At 67.2% G+C, this 18,598-nt stretch carries 20 protein-coding genes; 14 read left to right on the top strand and 6 right to left on the bottom strand.

Going from position 1 to position 18,598, the window contains the following annotated elements; genetic code table 11:
* Window positions 1-5 precede the first annotated feature (5 nt).
* From KW836_RS11890 to ccmI, 10 genes are all read left to right on the top strand, one after another.
* Window positions 6-644, top strand: coding sequence for a cytochrome c3 family protein (locus KW836_RS11890; RefSeq protein WP_056569895.1), 639 nt, complete (start codon window positions 6-8; stop codon window positions 642-644).
* Window positions 631-1,305, top strand: a complete 675-nt coding sequence (ccmA, locus tag KW836_RS11885) for a heme ABC exporter ATP-binding protein CcmA (protein WP_218343434.1) — start codon at window positions 631-633, stop codon at window positions 1,303-1,305. Before KW836_RS11890 ends, ccmA begins: the two co-directional genes overlap by 14 nt.
* The gene (gene ccmB / locus KW836_RS11880) at window positions 1,271-1,936 is read left to right on the top strand and encodes a heme exporter protein CcmB (RefSeq protein ID WP_105238346.1); all 666 of its coding nucleotides are present in this window, start codon (window positions 1,271-1,273) and stop codon (window positions 1,934-1,936) included. The genes ccmA and ccmB overlap by 35 nt, the downstream gene beginning before the upstream one ends.
* A 7-nt stretch (window positions 1,937-1,943) precedes the next feature.
* Window positions 1,944-2,768: a heme ABC transporter permease CcmC gene (gene ccmC, locus KW836_RS11875; RefSeq protein WP_254594245.1), complete on the top strand. Its 825-nt coding sequence runs from the start codon at window positions 1,944-1,946 to the stop codon at window positions 2,766-2,768.
* Entirely contained in the window at window positions 2,765-2,947 is a 183-nt protein-coding gene (gene ccmD, locus KW836_RS11870; RefSeq protein ID WP_218343433.1) for a heme exporter protein CcmD, read from the top strand. The genes ccmC and ccmD overlap by 4 nt, the downstream gene beginning before the upstream one ends.
* Window positions 2,944-3,402 carry a cytochrome c maturation protein CcmE gene (gene ccmE / locus KW836_RS11865; RefSeq protein ID WP_218343432.1) on the top strand — a complete coding sequence of 153 codons (459 nt, stop codon included), beginning with the start codon at window positions 2,944-2,946 and terminating at the stop codon, window positions 3,400-3,402. The genes ccmD and ccmE overlap by 4 nt, the downstream gene beginning before the upstream one ends.
* A complete protein-coding gene (locus tag KW836_RS11860; protein WP_175138467.1) occupies window positions 3,399-5,411 on the top strand; it encodes a heme lyase CcmF/NrfE family subunit in 2,013 nt (670 codons plus the stop codon). Before ccmE ends, KW836_RS11860 begins: the two co-directional genes overlap by 4 nt.
* The gene (locus KW836_RS11855) at window positions 5,411-5,932 is read left to right on the top strand and encodes a DsbE family thiol:disulfide interchange protein (RefSeq protein WP_175124117.1); all 522 of its coding nucleotides are present in this window, start codon (window positions 5,411-5,413) and stop codon (window positions 5,930-5,932) included. Before KW836_RS11860 ends, KW836_RS11855 begins: the two co-directional genes overlap by 1 nt.
* A gap of 71 nt (window positions 5,933-6,003) precedes the next feature.
* Complete coding sequence (locus KW836_RS11850; protein ID WP_175138573.1) at window positions 6,004-6,462, top strand: cytochrome c-type biogenesis protein; 459 nt, start codon at window positions 6,004-6,006, stop codon at window positions 6,460-6,462.
* A complete protein-coding gene (gene ccmI / locus KW836_RS11845) occupies window positions 6,459-7,775 on the top strand; it encodes a c-type cytochrome biogenesis protein CcmI (protein ID WP_218343431.1) in 1,317 nt (438 codons plus the stop codon). The genes KW836_RS11850 and ccmI overlap by 4 nt, the downstream gene beginning before the upstream one ends.
* Before the next feature lie 36 nt (window positions 7,776-7,811).
* Here ccmI and KW836_RS11840 read toward each other — a convergent pair whose 3' ends face one another.
* The 4 genes from KW836_RS11840 to KW836_RS11825 all read right to left on the bottom strand — a co-directional run bounded on the left by KW836_RS11840 (window position 7,812) and on the right by KW836_RS11825 (window position 13,603).
* Window positions 7,812-11,012, bottom strand: coding sequence for a tetrathionate reductase subunit A (locus tag KW836_RS11840; protein WP_218344263.1), 3,201 nt, complete (start codon window positions 11,010-11,012; stop codon window positions 7,812-7,814).
* 36 nt (window positions 11,013-11,048) lie between these two features.
* The gene (nrfD, locus tag KW836_RS11835) at window positions 11,049-12,083 is read right to left on the bottom strand and encodes an NrfD/PsrC family molybdoenzyme membrane anchor subunit (protein ID WP_218343430.1); all 1,035 of its coding nucleotides are present in this window, start codon (window positions 12,081-12,083) and stop codon (window positions 11,049-11,051) included.
* 19 nt (window positions 12,084-12,102) lie between these two features.
* Window positions 12,103-12,876, bottom strand: coding sequence for a sulfate reduction electron transfer complex DsrMKJOP subunit DsrO (gene dsrO / locus KW836_RS11830; protein ID WP_175124114.1), 774 nt, complete (start codon window positions 12,874-12,876; stop codon window positions 12,103-12,105).
* Window positions 12,877-13,054: 178 nt separating this feature from the next.
* Window positions 13,055-13,603: a DNA-deoxyinosine glycosylase gene (locus KW836_RS11825; RefSeq protein ID WP_218343429.1), complete on the bottom strand. Its 549-nt coding sequence runs from the start codon at window positions 13,601-13,603 to the stop codon at window positions 13,055-13,057.
* 171 nt (window positions 13,604-13,774) lie between these two features.
* On the opposite strand from KW836_RS11825, the gene KW836_RS11820 reads away from it, so the two are divergent.
* The 3 genes from KW836_RS11820 to KW836_RS11810 all read left to right on the top strand — a co-directional run bounded on the left by KW836_RS11820 (window position 13,775) and on the right by KW836_RS11810 (window position 16,556).
* Window positions 13,775-14,638, top strand: a complete 864-nt coding sequence (locus KW836_RS11820; protein ID WP_218343428.1) for a pirin family protein — start codon at window positions 13,775-13,777, stop codon at window positions 14,636-14,638.
* A gap of 198 nt (window positions 14,639-14,836) precedes the next feature.
* Window positions 14,837-15,892 carry a hypothetical protein gene (locus KW836_RS11815; protein WP_255595406.1) on the top strand — a complete coding sequence of 352 codons (1,056 nt, stop codon included), beginning with the start codon at window positions 14,837-14,839 and terminating at the stop codon, window positions 15,890-15,892.
* A 307-nt stretch (window positions 15,893-16,199) separates the two neighbouring features.
* A complete protein-coding gene (locus KW836_RS11810) occupies window positions 16,200-16,556 on the top strand; it encodes a hypothetical protein (RefSeq protein WP_218343427.1) in 357 nt (118 codons plus the stop codon).
* Here KW836_RS11810 and KW836_RS11805 read toward each other — a convergent pair.
* On the bottom strand, window positions 16,495-17,739 hold the full coding sequence (locus KW836_RS11805) for a GGDEF domain-containing protein (RefSeq protein ID WP_218343426.1): 1,245 nt from the start codon (window positions 17,737-17,739) through the stop codon (window positions 16,495-16,497). The genes KW836_RS11810 and KW836_RS11805 overlap by 62 nt on opposite strands.
* A gap of 164 nt (window positions 17,740-17,903) precedes the next feature.
* On the bottom strand, window positions 17,904-18,050 hold the full coding sequence (locus KW836_RS11800) for a hypothetical protein (RefSeq protein WP_218343425.1): 147 nt from the start codon (window positions 18,048-18,050) through the stop codon (window positions 17,904-17,906).
* A gap of 13 nt (window positions 18,051-18,063) precedes the next feature.
* Here KW836_RS11800 and KW836_RS11795 point away from each other — a divergent pair, with 13 nt between their 5' ends.
* Window positions 18,064-18,582, top strand: coding sequence for an O-acetyl-ADP-ribose deacetylase (locus KW836_RS11795; protein WP_218343424.1), 519 nt, complete (start codon window positions 18,064-18,066; stop codon window positions 18,580-18,582).
* Window positions 18,583-18,598: the final 16 nt, after the last annotated feature.

The raw sequence follows: 18,598 nt of genomic DNA, 5'->3' as shown, positions 1-18,598 counted from the left end.
CCGTCATGGTCAAGCTCATCAAGCGTTACTGGAACATCATCCGCCGGCCCAGCGTGCACTTCAGCCTGGGCTTTCTGACGGTGGGCGGGTTCATCGGCGGCATCCTGTTCTGGGGCGCGTTCAACACCGCCATGGAACTGACGAACACCGAGAAGTTCTGCACCGGCTGCCATGAAATGCGCGACAACGTGTACTCGGAGCTGAAGGGCACGATCCACTTCACCAATCGTTCCGGCGTGCGGGCGCTATGCTCGGACTGCCACGTTCCGCACAACTGGACCGACAAGATCGCCCGCAAGATGCAGGCGTCCAAGGAGGTCTGGGGCAAGATCTTCGGCACCATCGACACGCGCGAGAAGTTCGTCGACAAGCGGCTGGAACTGGCGCAGCACGAATGGGCGCGCTTCAAGGCGAACGACTCGCTGGAATGCCGCAACTGCCACAACTACGAATACATGGACTTCACCCGCCAGAGCGTGCGGGCGCAGAACATGCACTCGACCTATCTCGCGGACCGGTCCAAAACCTGCATCGACTGCCACAAGGGCATCGCCCACACGCTGCCGCACATTCCGCCTGGCCAGACCTCCGAAGCGACGCCGCCGGCCAGGGCGTCCAACGAGGTGGCCAATGCGGCCCGCTGACGCGCCGCTGCCGGTGCTGAGCGCGCGCGGACTGGTCAGCCGGCGCGGCGGCCCCGGCGCGCTGGATTTTGATCTGCACGCTGGGCAGCTATTGAACGTGCAAGGCGCCAACGGCAGCGGCAAGACCAGCCTCTTGCGCATGCTGGCCGGCCTGCTGCGTCCTTTGGACGGCGGCATCTTCGACCCGGCTGGCGACATCCGCCGTGATCCGTCGGCGCACTTTGCGCGCACGGCGTATCTGGGGCACGGCAACGGCCTGTCGGGCGACCTGACCGCGCTGGAAAACCTGCGGTGCAGCCTGCACGTGGCCGGCACGCCGCGGCGCGACGACGCGATCGCCGCCTGCCTTGACGACTGGCGCCTGGGCGCCTGCCTGCACACGCCCGCCGCGCGCCTGTCGCAGGGCCAGGGCCGCCGGCTGGCGCTGGCCGCCGTGGTGCTGGGCGCCAAGCCGCTGTGGCTGCTGGACGAGCCCGACGCGGGCCTGGACGCGGCCAGCCTGGAACACCTGGCGCAGGCGCTTCGCGCGCATCTGGCCGCGGGCGGCGCCGCTGTCGTCGCCTCGCACCGCGCGCCCGGCACGCCTGCCCATCACACACAAACCCTGAACATGGATGACTACGCGGATGCTGGCAACGCTGTCTCAGTTGGCATTGCGTGAAGTCCGGCTGGCCTGGCGTCGACCGGCGGACACGCTGGGCGCGACGCTGTTCTTCATCGTCACGGGTTCGCTGTTTCCGCTGGCGGTGGGTCCCGATCCCGTGCTGCTGCTGGCGATCGGGCCGGGGGTCTTGTGGGTTTGCGCCCTGCTTGGCATTTTGCTGAGCCTGCATCGTCCCTTCGCGCAGGACTACGACAACGGCGCGCTGGAGCAACTGCTGGTGTCGCCGCATCCGCTGCCGCTGCTGGTGGGCGTGAAGCTGGGCGCGCACTGGTTCAGCACCTGCGTGCCGCTGATTCTTGCCAGCCCGGTGCTGGCGCTGCAGTTTGGCCTGTCGCCGCACGCCATCGGCATCCTGGTGCTGTCCCTGCTGCTGGGCACGCCGACGCTGGCGTTGGTGGGCGGCCTGGGCGCGGCGCTGACGCTGGGCCTGCGCGGCGGCGCGCTGCTGCCGCTGGTGGTGCTGCCGCTGTACGTGCCGGTGCTGATCTTCGGCGCGGGCGCTGTGTCGGCCACGCATGCCGGCCTGGGCGCGGGGCCGCAGCTTTCGCTGCTGGGCGCCGGCCTGTGCCTGGCGATCCTGCTTTGCCCCTGGAGCGCGTCGGCGGCGCTGCGCGTGGCGCTGGACTGAGGTATCCATGCACAATCCCTCCACCTTCGACTCCCCTCGCGCCGCCCCCGCGCGATCCAGCTGGATGCGCTACGCGTCGCCGGCGCTGTTCTACCCGCTGGCCGGGCGCATGATTCCGTTTTTTGCCGTGGGCGCCGCGCTGCTGGCGGCGGCCGGGCTGTATACCGGGCTGGTGGTCGCGCCTGTCGACAGCCAGCAGGGCGAGGTCTATCGCATCCTGTTCATCCACGTGGCCGCGGCCTGGATGTCGATGTTCCTGTACCTGGTGATGGCGGGCTATGCCGCGCTGGGGCTCATCTTCAACACCCGCCTGTCGTTCATGATGATGCGCGCGCTGGCGCCCACTGGCGCGATCTTCACGTTCCTGACGCTGTGGACGGGCGCGCTGTGGGGCAAGCCGACGTGGGGCACGTGGTGGGTCTGGGACGCGCGGCTCACGTCCGAGCTGATTCTGCTGTTCCTGTACCTGGGCTTCATGGCGCTGCAGGCCGCCACCGACGACACGCAGCGCGCGGACCGGGGCGGCGCGATCCTGCTGCTGGCGGGCGTGGTCAATGTGCCGATCATCTATTTCTCGGTGCAATGGTGGAGCACGCTGCATCAGGGCGCGTCGATCAACCTGACAACCGCCCCGAGCATGGCGCGCATCATGGTGACCGCAATGCTGCTGATGGTGGCGGCGTTCTGGCTGTACAGCGCAGCGGTCGCGCTGGCGCGCGTGCGCGGGATCATTGCAGCGCGCGAGCCGGGCGCCATTCAGAAGAACGCCGGACAGATGGGCGGCGGACAGCCGGGCGCATCGGCAAGCAGCGCCCGGACGGAGGCGCCATGAGCTGGGACACCCTCTTTTCGCTACAAGGCCATGGGCCGTACATCCTGGGCGCCTACGGCGTCACGTTCGCGCTGATGGCGTGGGAAGTGCTGGCGCTGTGGCGGCGCGCGCGTCGAAGCGGACGGCGGCAGGAGGATGTTGGCACCCCCGCCCGTGACGCAGGAAGGACGCGCCGATGAGCCCGCGCAAACGCCGCGCGTTCGCCATCGTGGGCGGCCTTGCCCTGCTGGGCCTGGCCACCGCGCTGGTGCTCAACGCCCTGCAATCGAATCTGGTGTTCTTCTTCAGCCCAACGCAGGTCATCGCGCACGAGGCGCCCGCCAGCGGCAGCTATCGCGTCGGGGGCTTGGTCGAACAAGGCTCGCTGCAACGGGAGGCCGACGGCCTGACGCTGCGCTTTGCCGTGACCGACACCGCCCACGCCGTGCCCGTCACCTATCAGGGCTTGCTGCCGGACCTGTTCCGCGAGGGCAAGGGCGTGGTGGTGGCCGGCAAGATGGGCGCGGACGGCGTGTTCCGCGCCACCGAAGTGCTGGCCAAGCACGACGAAAACTACATGCCGCCCGAAGCCGCCGACGCGATCAAGAAGGCGGAGCAACGGGCTGCCTCCACCTTGCAGGCGGAGGCAAAATGATCCCGGAAATCGGCCTTTTCGCCCTCATCCTTGCGCTGCTGGTGGCGCTGGCGCAGGGCATCCTGCCGCTCATCGGCGCTGCCACCGGCTGGCAGGCGGGACTGCGCGTTGCGCGGCCTGCGGCCATCGGGCAGTTCGGCCTGACGACGCTCGCCTTCGCCTGCCTGGCGTGGGCCTTCGTGCACAACGACTTTTCGGTGCTGTACGTGGCCGCGAATTCCCACGCCGACCTGCCGGCCGGCTACCGCTTCGCGGCGGTCTGGGGCGGGCATGAAGGGTCGCTGCTGCTCTGGCAGCTCCTGCTGACGGCGTGGACGCTGGCCGTGGCGCTGTGCAGCAAGCGGCTGCCTTTGGCTTTCGTGGGCCGCGTGCTGGCGGTGATGGGCTGGATCAGCGTCGGCCTGCTGCTGTTCATGCTGTTCCTGTCCAATCCCTTTGAGCGCCTGATTCCGGCCGCGATGGCCGGCCGCGACCTGAATCCGCTGTTGCAGGACCCGGGCATGATCGTGCATCCGCCCATGCTGTATATGGGCTATGTCGGCTTTTCGGTGGCGTTCGCGTTTGCCATCGCGGCGCTGCTGTCGGGCGAGCTGGACGCGATGTGGGCGCGCTGGGTGCGGCCGTGGACGCTGGCCGCGTGGACGTTCCTGACCATCGGCATCCTGCTGGGCAGCGCATGGGCGTACTACGTGCTGGGCTGGGGCGGCTGGTGGTTCTGGGATCCGGTCGAGAACGCCTCCTTCATGCCGTGGCTGGCAGGCACCGCGCTGATTCATTCGCTGATCGTCACCGAGCGGCGCGGTGCCTTCCGCAGCTGGACGGTGCTGCTGGCCATCTGCACCTTTTCGCTCAGCATCCTGGGCACGTTCCTGGTCCGCTCGGGCGTGCTGACCTCCGTCCACGCCTTCGCCGTGGATCCCGGCCGCGGCTTGTACATCCTTGCCTTCATGACGGTGATCGTGGGCGGTTCGCTTGCCCTGTACGCCTGGCGGGCCCCCACGGTCGGGCTGGGCGGCGGCTTTTCGCTGCTGTCGCGCGAATCGCTGCTGCTGTCCAACAACGTCGTGCTGACGGTCGCGGCGGGCTCCGTGCTGCTGGGCACGTTGTATCCGGTCGTGTTGGACGTGCTGGAGTGGGGCAAGATCTCCATCGGCCCGCCCTACTTCGAAGCCGTGTTTGTACCGCTGATGACGCCTGCGATTTTCCTGATGGGCGTAGGGCCGGTCGCCCGCTGGAAGCAGGCAGAGCTTCCCGACCTGGGCAAGCGCCTGCGCGTGGCCTTTGCGGTCAGCGTGCTGACGGCGGTGCTTGTGCCGCTGGCGATGCCCGGCGCTTCGCGCTTTGGTTCCCCGATGATCGTGCTGGGCCTGTGGCTGGCCGCCTGGTCGGTCGCCAGCGCCGGCGCGCACGCGTGGCAACGCCTGACGGACGGCGATGGCGAGTTGCTGCGGCGGCTGACCCGCCAACCGCGCTCGTGGTACGGCATGCTGTTGGCGCACGCGGGCATTGGCGTCTTCATCGCGGGCGTCACGCTGGCCAACGGCTATGAGGTCAAACGCGAGCTTCGTGTCGACGTGGGCGCCACGCAGGAAGCCGGCGGCTACCAGTTCACGTTTGCCGGCATCGGCCCGGCCACCGGCCCCAACTACACCGCGCAGCGCGCCGTTTTCCAAGTGGTGCGCGATGGCAAGCCCGTGGTCACGCTGTATCCGGAAAAGCGCCACTACACCGTGCAGGACATGGCGCTCAGCCAGGCTGACATCGACAGCGGCTTCACCCGCGACCTGTTTGTGGCGCTGGGCGAACCCGTAGCCGATAACGCCTGGACCGTGCGCATCCAGGTCAAGCCCTTCATGACGTGGATCTGGACCGGCTGCATCCTGATGGCCCTGGGCGGGCTGCTGGCCGCGGGCGACGGACGTTACCGCCGCGCGCGCGAGGCGCAGGCGCGCAAGGACGCGCACGCCGCCCTACCCGAGACCGCGGGCGCGGCGCGGGAGGGCTATTGATGCTGCGCTATCTGCTGCCGCTTGCCGTATTCCTGGCCATGGCCGTGTTCCTGGCGAAGGGACTGTCGCGCGATCCGCGCGCAGTGCCGTCGGCCATGATCGACAAGCCCGCGCCCGCCATCGGCCTGCCGGATCTGCTGGAACCCGGCAAGACACTGGACGTGGAATCGCAGCGGGGCAAGGTCTGGCTGCTGAATGTGTGGGCGTCTTGGTGCGGGCCGTGCAAGGACGAGCTGCCCGTACTGCGCGAGGCCGCGCAGCGCCATGGCATCGCGCTGTATGGGCTGAACTACAAGGACAAACCCGACGAGGCGCGGCAGTGGCTGGCGCGCAACGGCAATCCCTACCTGGCGTCGGCAAGCGACGTCGACGGGCGCGTCGGCATCGAATACGGTGTGTATGGCGTGCCCGAGACGTTCGTGATCGACGGCGACGGCCGCATCCGGTACAAGCATTTGGGGCTGATCACGCCGGAGCTATGGCGTACCCGCTTGCAGCCGGTCATCGAGGCGCTGCAATGAGGGCCCGGCGTGTGCAACGCCGTCCGTTGCCGCCGTGGCATCGGCTGCCCCGAAAGCTGCTAACGGTCGCCATGCTGGCCGTCCTGGTGACCGGCCTGCTGGTCACATTCCTGACCCCGGCGACCCTTCGCGCAGCGCCGGCTCCCTCACCCGTGCTGTCACCCGAACAGGAACAGCGCGCCGACAAGCTCGCGCACGGCCTGCGCTGCCTCGTCTGCCAGAACCAGACCCTGGCCGAATCCAACGCGCCCCTCGCCCTGGACATGCGCAAGCTCATCCGCGGCCAACTTGCCGAAGGCAAGACCGACACGGAAATCATGCGCTTCTTCGAAGACCGCTACGGCGACTTCGTGCGCTACGACCCGCCCTTCAAGCCGATTACCTGGCTGCTGTGGGTGGGCCCCTTCGCGCTGCTGGCCGTGGGCTTCCTGGTGCTGGTGCGCACGCTGAAACGGCGCGCCGGCACGCGCGCACCGCTGACCGCGGACGAACGCGTCCGCGCCGCCCGCTTCCTGGATTCCGGCTCATGACCACGCTCTGGCTCATCGTCCTGGCCCTGCTGCTGGCCACCCTGCTTTGCCTCGTGCCGCCGCTGCTGCGCCGCACGCCGGCCGCGGAGACCGCGTCGGACGCCAGCGTGCGCGCCTTCTATCTGGCGCAGCGGGAGCAACTGCGGCGGGATCTGGCTAACGGCGCGCTCAGCCCGCATGCGCACGCCCGCGCCGACGAAGAGCTGCAACGCGATCTGCTGCAGGACCTGGCGATGCGCCGTGATCCCCGCGCACGGCTGGGCGGACAGCGCGCCGGCATTGCCGCGGCGTGCGTGCTGACGGTGGCCGTCCCGGTGGCCGCCGTGCTGTTGTACGGGCAGTTGGGCAATCCGCGCGCGGCGGCCACGATCGCCATGGCGCAAACGCCTGAACCCCATGCGCAGGAGGCGGACAACGACATGGCGCTGGCGATCAACGCGCTGGCCCAGCGCCTGCGCGCCTCGCCCGATGATGCCGATGGCTGGTACATGCTGGGCCGTTCCTACGAAACGCTGGGCCGCTACAACGACGCCATTGCCGCGTATCGGGAGGTGCTGCGGCTGGTGCCCGGCCAGCCTGTGGTGTTGGCCGATCTGGCCGACGCCCTGCTGTCGGCGCGGCAGGGCCAGCCCGACGAGGATTCCATCGCGGCCGTCGCGCAGGCGCTGCAGGCCGAGCCGGATCAGCCCAAGGCGTTGGCGTTGGCCGGCATGATGGCGCTGCGCCGCGGCGACGCCGCCGAGGCGCTGACGCACTGGGAACGGTTGCAAAGGCTGCTGCCGGCAGAGTCGGAGGCGGCACGGCAGATCCAGACGAATATCGCGCAGGCGCGCGCCATGGCGACGGGTGGGGCTGGGGGAGCGTCGGTGGCGGCTGCGTCGGGTAACTCGTCCGCATCGCCTGCGGTGGCGGGGTCGACGCCGGCTGCTTCCGCAACGCCCGCCGCTCCGGCCGCCACGCCCTCCGCGCCCGCCCGCCTCACCGGTCAGGCCCGCATCGCCGACACGCTGCGCGGCCAGGTCGCGCCAAACGACACCGTCTTCATCCTGGCGCGCCCCATGGAGGGATCCCGCATGCCGGTCGCCATCCTGAAGATGCAGGTTGCGGACCTGCCGCGGGCGTTCGTGCTGGACGACAGCACGTCCATGTCGCCGGATGCCACGCTGTCCAAAGCCGGCAAGGTGCGCGTGGAGATCCGCGTCAGCCGCTCGGGCAATGCTGCCGCCCAGGCCGGCGACCTGAGCGGCGTGCTGACGGACGTGGGGCCGCGCGCCGACGGGCTGGAACTGGTGGCTGACACCGTCGTGCGCTGACCGCTTCCGCCGTCAGCGCTTTCGGCTCACACCCGTTCAAACCCGCTCGATCCGCGCCGGCAAACCCTGCCGCACCGCCGCGCCCGATACCCAATCGATCCAGACGTTGGCGTGCTGGCCGCGCGTCGCGTCCCCAAAGCCCAGATCGTTCAGATTGACCCCGGCCGCCAGCGCCGGATCGTGCGGCATCGGCTTGCCATCGACGACATGCGCGCGCGCGCCCAGCTCGGTATGCCCGTAACCGTGCTCGATGCCCACCGCGCCCGGCTGAACCCCATCGCGCAGCAGGGCCAGCCCCGTCACCGACCCGCCCGGCGTCACGATGCGGACCGTATCGCCGTTGCGGATGCCCAGCCGTTCGCCGTCCTGCCGGCTGATCGACACGGGATTGTGGGGGTGCACCTGCCGCAGACGGTTCACGCCGATCGACAGCGAGCTCATCAGGTTGGACTTGAACGAGCTCAGCAGGAAGGGCCAGTCCTCACGCGGGTATTCATCCCGCATATCGCGCCCGTCGGCCAGGCGCGTCGGGTACCAGGTGGGACAGCCGCTATAGCGCTCGCCCGTCATCGCGTGGCGGAACCCCGCCAACTCCTCGCTCCAGACATGCAGCGGCTTGGTATAGGCCACGCGCGTGCGGCGCGGCTGTTCGCCGGCTTGCGTCCACGCGTCTTCCATCCGGTCAAAGCGCCCGCCCCGGCTCATCAGCATCGCAACCTGCCGCCATTCGCCCGGCTTGAGCTTGGTCTGCAACAGGTCGCGGTAGCGGTCGACGCCGGTCAGCGCCATGTCGTCGTCGCTTGCCTCCGGCACCGGACGTCCCGCCGCAAACGCGATGTTGGCCATGCCGCGCAGGAAGAAATCCTCGGGCGTGTCCAGCGCGTACTTGCCGCCGTCCTTGTCCGAGATGGCGCCCTCGCCAAACCCCGGCATGCCCAGGCGCTTGGCGCACGCGATCAGGAAGGTCTCCAGGCACACCGGCTCGTTCGTGGCGGTACGCGACACGCGCGGCTGCACCGCGGGCCAGCGCACGGTCGAGGCCTTGGCCACCACGTCGGCCCACGGCGCCGACACGCCCCAGCTTTCGTACGTGACGGTGTCCGGCACGATGTAGTCGGCCAGCGCGTTGGTCTCGTTGATGAACGGGTTGATCGACACCGCCAGCGGCAGGACGCGCGGGTCCTTCAGCTTTTCCAGCGCCACGTGGCGGAACCCGGCAATGCCGTACACCGGGTTGCTCATGTGGTTGAACCAGACCTTGGCGCGATACGGATAGCCCGCCAGCGCCGACGCCAGCATCTCCGAACTGAGTCCGCCGGTAGCCGGATACCAGGGCGCCGCCGCCGGGTACGCCGGCTGGCCCGCGGCCTTCTTGCGCTTGAACTCGCTGGACTTCTCGTACGGAAAGCGGTTGCGCGACAGCGACACGCCTTTGGGCGAGGCCTTGTTGGCAAAGCCGGCGATGTTGTAGCGCGGCCCCGCGCCGTAGGGCGGGAAAGGCCCGGCGTCCAGCACCAGTCCGCCCTCCACGTTCAGGTTGCCCACCAGCGTGTTCAGCATGGCAATCGCGTAGGCCGTGTAGAAGCCCGCGCCGCTCATGGTGCCGCCGTGCGCATCGGCCACGGCGCGCTTGCCGTGGCTGGTGAAGCGCTCGGCCAGCGACGCGATCTTGGCCGCCGGCACGCCGCAGAGCGCGGCGTACTCGTCCAGCGTCTTGCGGCGCGACTCCTCGCGCAGCAAGGTCAGCGACGTCCGCACCCGCAGCGCGTCCGGGCTACCTGCCATGCCGGGCGCGGCGATGGTGTCGTCCACAAACAGTTCCGCCGATGACGCCGTCGTGTGCGGCGCCAGCGTGCCGTCGGCCAGACGCACGACATATACGTCCTCCCATTTCTCGTCCGCATCGGCCGGGCGCGCCCAGCCCATGTCGGCGCCACGCAGAAACGCGCCCAGGCGAGGATGGTCCGGTTCGGCCACCACCAGATGCGTCGCGTTGGTCCATGCCGCCTCGCCCGCCGCCTTCATGGCGTTCGGACCGGGTTGCGCCAGCATGCGCGCGTCGAAACGTTCGTTGTCCAGAATCCAGCGGATCAGGCCCATCGCCAGCGCAAGGTCGCTGGCCGGATTGACCGGCACCCATTCATTGCCCGATCCCGCCGACAGGCTGGACGAGGCCGGCAGCACGGGCGACACCACCACGTAGGTGAACGCGGCTTCCCCTGGCCGCACCCGCGCCTCGGCCAATTGGCGGGCCTGGCGCTGAAACGGATTGCCGGCCTGCGCCGGCGCCGCGCCGATGAACAGCCCGAAGCGCGCGTTGTCCCAATCCGGCTTGCCGTGCGGCATGCCTTTCAGGTCGCCCAGCGCCGCGCCCGCGCCCACCCGGAAGCTCTGGCCGCAGTACGAGCCGTGATTGCTGAAGTTGACCGTGCCAAACGACTGCCCGGCAAAGCGCTGGATCAGCGGCGTGCGCCCTTCGTTGGACGCGTCGGTAAAGAGGAACTGGTTGACCTTCGCGCCGTACTCCGGATTGTCCGGGTCCAGCGGCGTCTCGCGGTCGAAGATCGCGCGCAGGCCGTCCACGTGGCCTTCGCCGAACAGGTCGCCGCCTTCACAGACTTCCTGCACCAGTTGCTCGAAGCTGATCGTCTGCCATTTGCCGTCGCCGCGCTTGCCGGCGCGCTTCATCGGCTGCAATACCCGGTACGGGCTGTCCATCTGCTCCAGCATGGCCGAACCGCGCGCACACGACGTGGCGCGCCCTTCCAGCCCGCTATCGCCGCCCAGTTGCGCATAGACATCGCGCACGGGCGTGTCCATCGCGGCGGGCCGCGTCGTGGCCAGCGGGTGGTACGGGTTGCCGGCCACGCGCAGGATGCGGTTCTCGGCCGTGTCCACGCGCAGCCGCACACCGCATTGCGTCCAGCAGCCCAGGCAGCTCGACGGGCTGACGATCTGGCCCGGCTGGGCGCTCAGCGCGCCGGTCAGCGGATCGATGCGGAACTCCGGCGTCAGCGAATTACCGCGCACGGCGTGCGTCGTCGGCACGCCCGCGGTGCCCTGCGCCAGGCCCTTCACCGCCTTGACGACCGTGTCGCCATAGCCCGCCGCAAACGCTGCCATGCCGCCGGCCACCATGCCGCCGCGCATCATCAGCTTGCGCCGTGCCTCGTCGCGCGGCTGGTCCGGGCCACCATCTGCGTCGCGGCGCTTGTCGGTTTCGTGTTGCTTGTCCATTGCTTTCTTATCCATGTGCTTATCGTCTCGGCGCGCTCAGGCGGCCACGGCGCGTGCGCGCGCGGGGAAGATGTCCAGGGCCCAGGTGACGGCGGTGATCAGCGCCACGCACAGCCCCAACACGCCCACCATGCCGAGCACCCCGTCGCTGCCCCACGGCATCTCGTACAGATACAAGCCGGCGCCGTACTTGGGCACGCCCTGCACGCTCATGAAGACCACCCAGCGGAAGATCCACGCCGCGCCCAGCATGGTCAGCGCCAGCGCGGCCGACGGCAGCGGCGCCGCCAGCGTGCGCGCCGGCCGTTGCAACAGCCCGACGATGCAGAAGGCCGTAATCACGGCGCCCGCCAGGCTCAGGCGCCAGATCGGAAAGTCCGCGAACAGCCGCAGCGCCGCCTCGAAGGACGGATCCAGTCCCAGCAGGCCCAGCAGCACCCACGCCCCCGCGCCCAGCGCCATCATCACGACGGCAGTCACGCTCAGCCGCCGCAACATCTCCACCGGCAACGCGCGCAATCCGCCGGGCAGCCAGCGGCCCACCAGGAACATCGCGCCCAACGCGCCCAGCCAGGCGGTCAGCGCAAAGTTCACCGGCAGGAACACGGTGTGCCACAACGGCCGCGAACGCAGCACCATTACCTCGGCCCCGGTGTAGACCAGGATGGACAGCGCCGACAGCGCCAGGGCCGCCGCCACCACCCGCAGCCACCCGATCCGCCCCCACCACCACGCCGCGCAGAACAGCAGCGCCAGCGTCACGAAGACCGGCAGCAGCAACGCCCCCAGCCACATCCACGACCACGGCGTGATGTGCGCATAGAAGTGCCAGAAACGGCCGGGCTGATGCAGGTCGGCCAGCAGCGACACCGGCGCGGCGATGGCGCTGACCAGCAGCACCGTCACCGCGGCCGGCAGCAAGCGGCGCGGGGCGGAATCCGCCCGCCCGAACGTCGCAAAGGCGGCGGTCAGCGCGGTGGTCGCGCTGATGCCGATCAGAAAGAAATACTGCACGGCCCAGGGCAACCAGGCCGCGTCGTAGACCGGCGTGAGCAATTCAGAAATTCGCATGAGAGTCTCCCGGTCCGTGTCAGTGACCGCCCGCCAGGCGCACGCCGGCTTGGCCGTCGACCTGATGCACGAACGCATCGGGCAGGCCGATGTAAAAGACGTGGGGATCGGTCTTCATCTCGGGCTTGAGCACCTTGATGTCGGCCTTGTGTTCGGCCAGCAGCCGGGATATCGCGCTGTCCGGATCGTTCATGTCGCCGATCACACGCGCGCCGCCCACACAGCTTTCCACGCAGGCCGGCAGCAGTCCGGCTTCCAGCCGGTGCTCGCAGAACGTGCATTTGTCCGCGGTCTGGGTCTCGTGATTGATGAAGCGGGCGTCATAGGGACAGGCCTGCACGCAATAGCCGCAACCCACGCAGCGCGCGTTGTCGACCAGCACGATGCCGTCCTCGCGCTGAAACGTGGCCTGCACCGGACAGACCGGCACGCAGGGCGGCTTGTCGCAGTGGTTGCACAGGCGCGGCAGCATGACCATCGAACAGGGGCCGCCGGTATCGGGGGTGACTTCGTACTGCAGGACGGTGGTGCGGAACTGTCCGATGGGCGGTACGTTTTCCAGCGAACAGCTCACCGTACAGGACTGGCAGCCGATGCACTTGCGCATGTCGACGACCATGCCGTAGCGCTTGCCGGCCATGCCAGGCCGGCGCGGCGGTTGGCCATTGAGACCCGGCGCGGCCTCGGCGTGGATGGGAATAACCGAGGCGGCGGCGCCCAGGCCTAGGAGCCCTTTCAGGAAACCGCGTTTGCCCGGGAGCGGCGTTTCCGGGGGGCTGTGGGGGGTGTGCATCGTTAAACTCCGAAACGTTTAAGTGTTACGGAAATTAACTTATCACCTGTGGTTATATAGAGCCTTGATATCTGTCAATTCGGGGACGGAGTCGAGGCGGCGGCAGCATGTGCGATCGCGGTTTGTGCTTCGGACGTGCGGAATAGACGGCAATGCGATCTGGCCGGGGGTTGCAGCTTCAGCGCGTCGGAAACTTCAAAGCGGGCTCCCACGCCGTCAGTTTCTGCTCGAAACTGGCCGCCGCGTGGGCGGGACTCGTCGAGGGCAGCTCGTAAATGTCGAGCCCGGGCGCCTGCAACGTCGGGAGCACATGCCGCCGGAACATTGCCGCGGCCTTCGCACCGTTGAAGCAGATGCGCCCGATGGACGGGTGAAGGCTCAAAAATGCCTGGAAATCGTTCGGCACCAGCGTATCGCCCCGGATGTCGGCATCCAGACTGCCCGGCCGCTCGCAGGCCTGCAACACATCCCACAGCGCCACGCCGTTAGCCTGCAACGCACGCAAGCGCTCGTCGTAGGCCAGGCCCGGATCAAACCCGAAGATCCGCGCTGCCAGGGGCCAGAACGCATTGCGCGGATGCGCGTAGTACTGCACCTGCCGCAGCGAGGCCACGCCGGGCATGGAGCCCAGCACCAGCACGCGCGCACCCTCCCCCACGACCGGGGCAAATCCCGTCACCGCCGTCTCAAACCGCGCCGCCGCGGTTTCGTCCCTGATCTTGTCCATGCCCGGAAGGATACCCGCCCGGCGCGGGCGTGCCCTGCCGCCCCGTGATGATCGTTCGCCGCATGGAACAGTGCTTATCAGCCACGGGCACTACCGATATCGGCATTCCGCCCTTATCTTCTTGCCTATGACGAACGGCCCCGAAGGGGCCGCGCAACAGGAAACCTCACCATGAAGAAGATCCTCGGCGTGCACGCCAGCCCCCGTCCCCACTGGGTGGGCGACGGATTTCCGGTGCGCTCCATGTTCTCGTACAACGACAAGGGGCGCGACACCAGCCCGTTCCTGCTGCTGGACTACGCCGGCCCCGCCGAATTCGGCCCTGCCAGCCAGCCCCGCGGCGTCGGCCAGCACCCGCATCGCGGCTTCGAAACCGTGACCATCGTCTACAGCGGCGAAGTCGAACACCGCGACTCCACCGGCAACGGCGGCGTCATCGGCCCCGGCGACGTGCAATGGATGACGGCAGCGTCCGGCATCCTGCACGAGGAATTCCATTCCCACGCCTTCACCCGTACGGGCGGAAAACTGGAGATGGTGCAGCTCTGGGTCAACCTGCCCGCCAAGGACAAGAAGGCGCCGGCCGGTTATCAGGGCATTCTCAATGCGGACATCCCGGTCGTGGCGTTGCCGGATGACGCGGGTTCGCTGCGCGTGATCGCGGGCAGCTACGGTGGCCAGACGGGTCCGGCGCGGACGTTTACGCCGATGGACGTCTGGGATGTGAAGCTGGCGGCGGGTAAGACGGCGACCTTCCCGATTCCGGCGGGCCGCAACAGCATGCTCGTCATGCTGCGCGGTACGGTCCTGGTGAACGGCGAAGCTGTCGCGCGGGATGCGCAGTTGGCGCTTTTCTCGCAAGAGGGAGAGGACATCACGGTCGAAGCGAATAACGACGCCGTGTTCCTGATCCTGAGCGGCGAGCCGATCGATGAGCCGGTCGTTGGCTACGGGCCCTTTGTGATGAACTCACAGGCCGAAATCGTGGAGGCGATTCAGGACTTCAACGCCGGGAAGTACGGGCAGATGCATTGAGGCGAACGCTCCGCCAGCAACCCCGCGCCCGCATGCCAGTTACCGGCATGCGGGCGCGGTCGCGTTTTGGGCGTTGCAGATCTGACGATCACGGACGTTGCCTGGCGCAGCGTGAACCTGCTTATCCAAATGGCTCCGCGTGGACGCCCGCGCCCTCTCGCCAGACACCGTACGAGCAAGGGCAGCGGGCGGCGCGGTATGACGTTCTGCGGCAGCGCCGTGCTATGGTCGATCCCTAATTCTTCCGCTGCTGTCTCTGGCCACTTCCGCACAACGTCGATGACCGCTCCCGCCCGCTCCCCCTGCTCTCTCGCTTTGCGCCTGGCATTGACAGTCGTCATCGTGCGCGTGGCCTACGCCGCGCTGCTGCAAGGCTACACGTTGATCGGATTGCCCGAATCCGCGCAACTGCGCGAGACGTTCAGCCTTCCGCAGTACCTGGTGCCATTTCTGGCAAACATCGCGGCTTCGTCCATCTTTGTCGGTTTGACCGTATGGAGCACCACGCATCGCTGGCTGCGGCAGCAAAATACGCACGCCGTGGACGCGCCGGGAAAGCTTTTCGGCATCGTCATCATCTTGACGCTGGTGTTCTCGCTGGCCGTGTCGGCCCTCATGATCTATCTGCAAAGCGTGCTGGTCCTGTACGCCGCGCAACACGCTGGCACGGCCAACAAATTCTTGACGCTAGGCCTGTTCCTCGGTGCCCTGGCCGTTGCCTTGGAAGTCCTGGGCGCATATCTCGCCGTGCGCATCGCCGCGCGAACCGTGCAGCCTGCGGACCAAGCCGGTGGTCCGGCGTATGAACAACGCCACGCGGCCTGGAGTGCCGGTTTGATGATCCTGGGCTGGCAACTGAGCGTGTGCATCGCCATGGGCAGCTACCTGAACGCGCAATCGCTCACCGTCGGCCGGCTGCAATACGCGCTGGGTTTCCTGATCCTGCCCGCCCTGCTTCTGGTGCTTTGCACGGTCGTCTGCCTGAGAATCCTGCCGCGCCCGATCGGCGCTGCGCGTCAAGGGCGAGCTGTCGCCCTGGGCACGCTCGCCTTCTGGCTGGCACAGGCGCTGGGGGTTGGCCTGGGCTTTCTCGCGATTCGGGCGATGACATGGGACCAATTGATACGCGCAGCGGATTCCAACTTGGTGGCGGTCGTGATGCTCGTGGTGTATGCAGCGCTGCTGGTGCTGGGCTGCTGGGTTGGGAAGCTGGCGCTTTATGGCGGTTCGAGAAGGCTTGTACCGGCCGGCTGAGCGCGTCGGGCGAAGAATGCTGGCGTCGCTCAGCTTCCCCTCGCCCTAGACCGCAGAGAAGAGATCCTTGCCGTTGATGTTCAGTGCGAAGGATGATGTTGGCGGCCGTGGCCGGGGTGGCTGGCGAGCGTGGGCAACTGCAAGCAAGGCACAGGGCTGCGACACGGCGAGGTCAACAGCCCCTGTGCACTGCGTTATCAGCCATAATCCGTTCAACCTCGCCCCGCGCGAAGGCAGGAGTTCCGCTTTCGCCCCCACATGAACCGGTAGCGGGTGGGCCGTAGCGTACTCAGTGCGGAGTATCTCGATGATGACACCGGAAACGCCAGACGAGGATTTGGTACGGCCCCGCAGCCACAGGTCACGCGACCTGCCCCAGGGCTTTCGGGCTGGATTGATTACGGCCATCACCGTATTGCTGGGCTTTTCGCTGGGTTTCCTGCGTTTCTGGGGCTTCGACGCGCCGGGCGATTGGAGCGTGCTATCCGTGCTGCCGGGCGTGTTCTTATTGGTCGCGATCCTGCTGCAGATAATTGCGCTTTGCCGCGCCTTGCGTTTGGAAGATGAAGCCGAGGATGAATACCGGAAAACCGTGCGATGGTTTATCTCGTCGGCGATACTGCTGTTGCTGGGTCTGACAGCGGCATTGTGGGAGGCAGCGTGACTCCGGCAATCGCCCTTTCGCCGTCACCACCGCCCACTTCCACCCGATTCCGCCCCCCAGCCTTCCCCCGATAAAGCGCCCCATCCGCCTCCCGGAGCGCCTCCTCCAAACCATCCGCTCCATGAAAGCGGGCTGACACGCCAATCGTGACCGTGCAGCGCAGCGGCTCATCGCCGCCGGTGACGTGGATTGGCTGGCTTTCGATGCTGGCGCGCAGCCGCTCCGCAAGAACCATCACATCCGCCATTTCCGATTCAAGAAGCACGGCGACGAACTCCTCTCCGCCGGTGCGGCCGGTCAGATCTCCCCGCCGTACACCGGTACGAAGCAGCCCCGCCACATGGCAGATCACCTCATCGCCCGCCTGGTGACCGTAGCTGTCATTGATCCGCTTGAAATGGTCGACGTCCACCATCAGCAAATAGGCGGGGACCGCATTACGGCCGTTGAAATACTGGGTCAGTGCGTCTGACAGTCCCCTGCGATTGAGCAGATCCGTCATCGGATCGCGCGCCGCCATATTGCGCAAACTGTCCGTCAGCCGGCGCAGCACGAGCCAGACAATGGAAGGCGGCACGATGGTGGCCAGCGTCGACATATAGATGTAGAAAATCATCTGAAACCGGCTGTCCATATGCAGCGCGTCCAGGCCGCCTTCCGTAATCTTCAGAAACTTCAGCGCGTTCAGCACACAGATTCCGCCGATCAGGCACGCGAAGAAGATCATCTCTGCGCGCAAGTCTTTGGCGAACGTGCGCGTGCCGCAGAGCACCGTGACGGTCATGGCGAAGAAAAGCAGTGTCGCCGATGCCGCGAGCATGGCGTAGCGCGCTTCTGGTCCGAATTGCCATTGCACCAGCCACTGCAGTAACCCATACACCAGGCAAAACACCGCCAGCGGCAACCACAGGCGCACCTGTTGCCCGAAGAATCGCATGGCGCCAAGCAGGTACGCGATTGGCGCGGCCAGGGTCAGGCAGTGATTGACGACGCTCATCAGGCTCCAGGCGGGACCGCCTTCGACCAGTTGCAGGATGTAGGCCGCCGCGAGCAGCAGATTGCCGACGGCGAAGACGTCCATCCCCATCCTGTTTTCTGGCAGGCGACGGCTGATAAGCAGGAACATGCCGGAAAAGCACAGCAGGTGTGCGCACAGCATGCCAACGAGCGTGGAGGCAACCATGAAAGGGACGTCGAGAGGGAAAGCGGATTTCCTGCGCCGGCGCCACTGAGCGGTGGTCAGCGATGGACACCCAGCGACCTGCGTGGGCGGCGCTCATTGTAGTCGGCCGGTATTGATCCCAGGAGTTCGGCCGAGGGCGCCTGGAAATGGCGATAAAGTAGCCATCAAACACGCTCGGAATCGGCGATAAAGCAGCCGTCAGACACGCTCGACTTGGCGATAAAGTGGCCGTCCGACACGTCGATGCGGCAGATGAGCCGGCGGTTGACCAGTTGAATGGCGCCGGGATAATGCCGCTGCATTCCCGTCACGAGGAGAATTCAAATGCCCACCACACTGCGAGCCATCCGCTCAGACATCACCAAGCTTCAAGTGGACGCGATCGTCAACGCCGCCAATTCCTCATTGCTGGGCGGTGGCGGCGTGGATGGCGCGATTCATCGTGCCGCGGGACCTGATCTGGTGCATGAGTGCCGGCTGCTGGGCGGATGCAAGACGGGCGATGCGAAGGTGACCGGCGGATATCGGCTGCCCGCGCGCTTCATCATTCACACGGTGGGCCCGGTTTGGCGCGGGGGGAATAACGGGGGGCCGGCACTCCTGGCAAGCTGCTATCAACGCTGCATTGCGCTGGCGGAGGAAAAAGGCGTAGTTTCGATCGCGTTTCCCAGCATCAGTACCGGCATCTATGGCTATCCCATTGATTTGGCGGCGCAGGTCGCGGTCGATACCGTTCGCAAAAGCCTGTCGAGGGATTCGTCAATTCAAGAGGTCATCTTCTGCTGCTTTTCGGACGCTGACCTGAGTCACTACGAGCGAGTTTTGAACCGGCCACCTGAATGACGCGACGCGAGGGAGG

It is taken from the genome of Achromobacter sp. ACM05 (assembly GCF_019218915.1).
GTDB lineage: Bacteria > Pseudomonadota > Gammaproteobacteria > Burkholderiales > Burkholderiaceae_B > Achromobacter > Achromobacter animicus.
The sequence above is the reverse complement of the archived record's forward strand: the minus strand, read 5'-3'. Positions and strand labels throughout refer to the sequence as shown.

Coding starts and splice junctions, on each gene's coding strand:
- KW836_RS11820 (WP_218343428.1), top strand. CDS start 13,775: ATGAAGAAGATCCTCGGCGTGCACGCCAGCCCCCGTCCCCACTGGGTG.
- ccmE (WP_218343432.1), top strand. CDS start 2,944: ATGAGCCCGCGCAAACGCCGCGCGTTCGCCATCGTGGGCGGCCTTGCC.
- ccmI (WP_218343431.1), top strand. CDS start 6,459: ATGACCACGCTCTGGCTCATCGTCCTGGCCCTGCTGCTGGCCACCCTG.
- KW836_RS11795 (WP_218343424.1), top strand. CDS start 18,064: ATGCCCACCACACTGCGAGCCATCCGCTCAGACATCACCAAGCTTCAA.
- KW836_RS11815 (WP_255595406.1), top strand. CDS start 14,837: ATGACGTTCTGCGGCAGCGCCGTGCTATGGTCGATCCCTAATTCTTCC.
- KW836_RS11850 (WP_175138573.1), top strand. CDS start 6,004: ATGCTGGCCGTCCTGGTGACCGGCCTGCTGGTCACATTCCTGACCCCG.
- ccmD (WP_218343433.1), top strand. CDS start 2,765: ATGAGCTGGGACACCCTCTTTTCGCTACAAGGCCATGGGCCGTACATC.
- dsrO (WP_175124114.1), bottom strand. CDS start 12,876: ATGCACACCCCCCACAGCCCCCCGGAAACGCCGCTCCCGGGCAAACGC.
- KW836_RS11805 (WP_218343426.1), bottom strand. CDS start 17,739: ATGGTTGCCTCCACGCTCGTTGGCATGCTGTGCGCACACCTGCTGTGC.
- KW836_RS11825 (WP_218343429.1), bottom strand. CDS start 13,603: ATGGACAAGATCAGGGACGAAACCGCGGCGGCGCGGTTTGAGACGGCG.
- KW836_RS11855 (WP_175124117.1), top strand. CDS start 5,411: ATGCTGCGCTATCTGCTGCCGCTTGCCGTATTCCTGGCCATGGCCGTG.
- KW836_RS11810 (WP_218343427.1), top strand. CDS start 16,200: ATGATGACACCGGAAACGCCAGACGAGGATTTGGTACGGCCCCGCAGC.
- KW836_RS11860 (WP_175138467.1), top strand. CDS start 3,399: ATGATCCCGGAAATCGGCCTTTTCGCCCTCATCCTTGCGCTGCTGGTG.
- KW836_RS11840 (WP_218344263.1), bottom strand. CDS start 11,012: ATGGACAAGCAACACGAAACCGACAAGCGCCGCGACGCAGATGGTGGC.
- KW836_RS11890 (WP_056569895.1), top strand. CDS start 6: ATGGTCAAGCTCATCAAGCGTTACTGGAACATCATCCGCCGGCCCAGC.
- nrfD (WP_218343430.1), bottom strand. CDS start 12,083: ATGCGAATTTCTGAATTGCTCACGCCGGTCTACGACGCGGCCTGGTTG.
- ccmA (WP_218343434.1), top strand. CDS start 631: ATGCGGCCCGCTGACGCGCCGCTGCCGGTGCTGAGCGCGCGCGGACTG.
- ccmC (WP_254594245.1), top strand. CDS start 1,944: ATGCACAATCCCTCCACCTTCGACTCCCCTCGCGCCGCCCCCGCGCGA.
- ccmB (WP_105238346.1), top strand. CDS start 1,271: ATGCTGGCAACGCTGTCTCAGTTGGCATTGCGTGAAGTCCGGCTGGCC.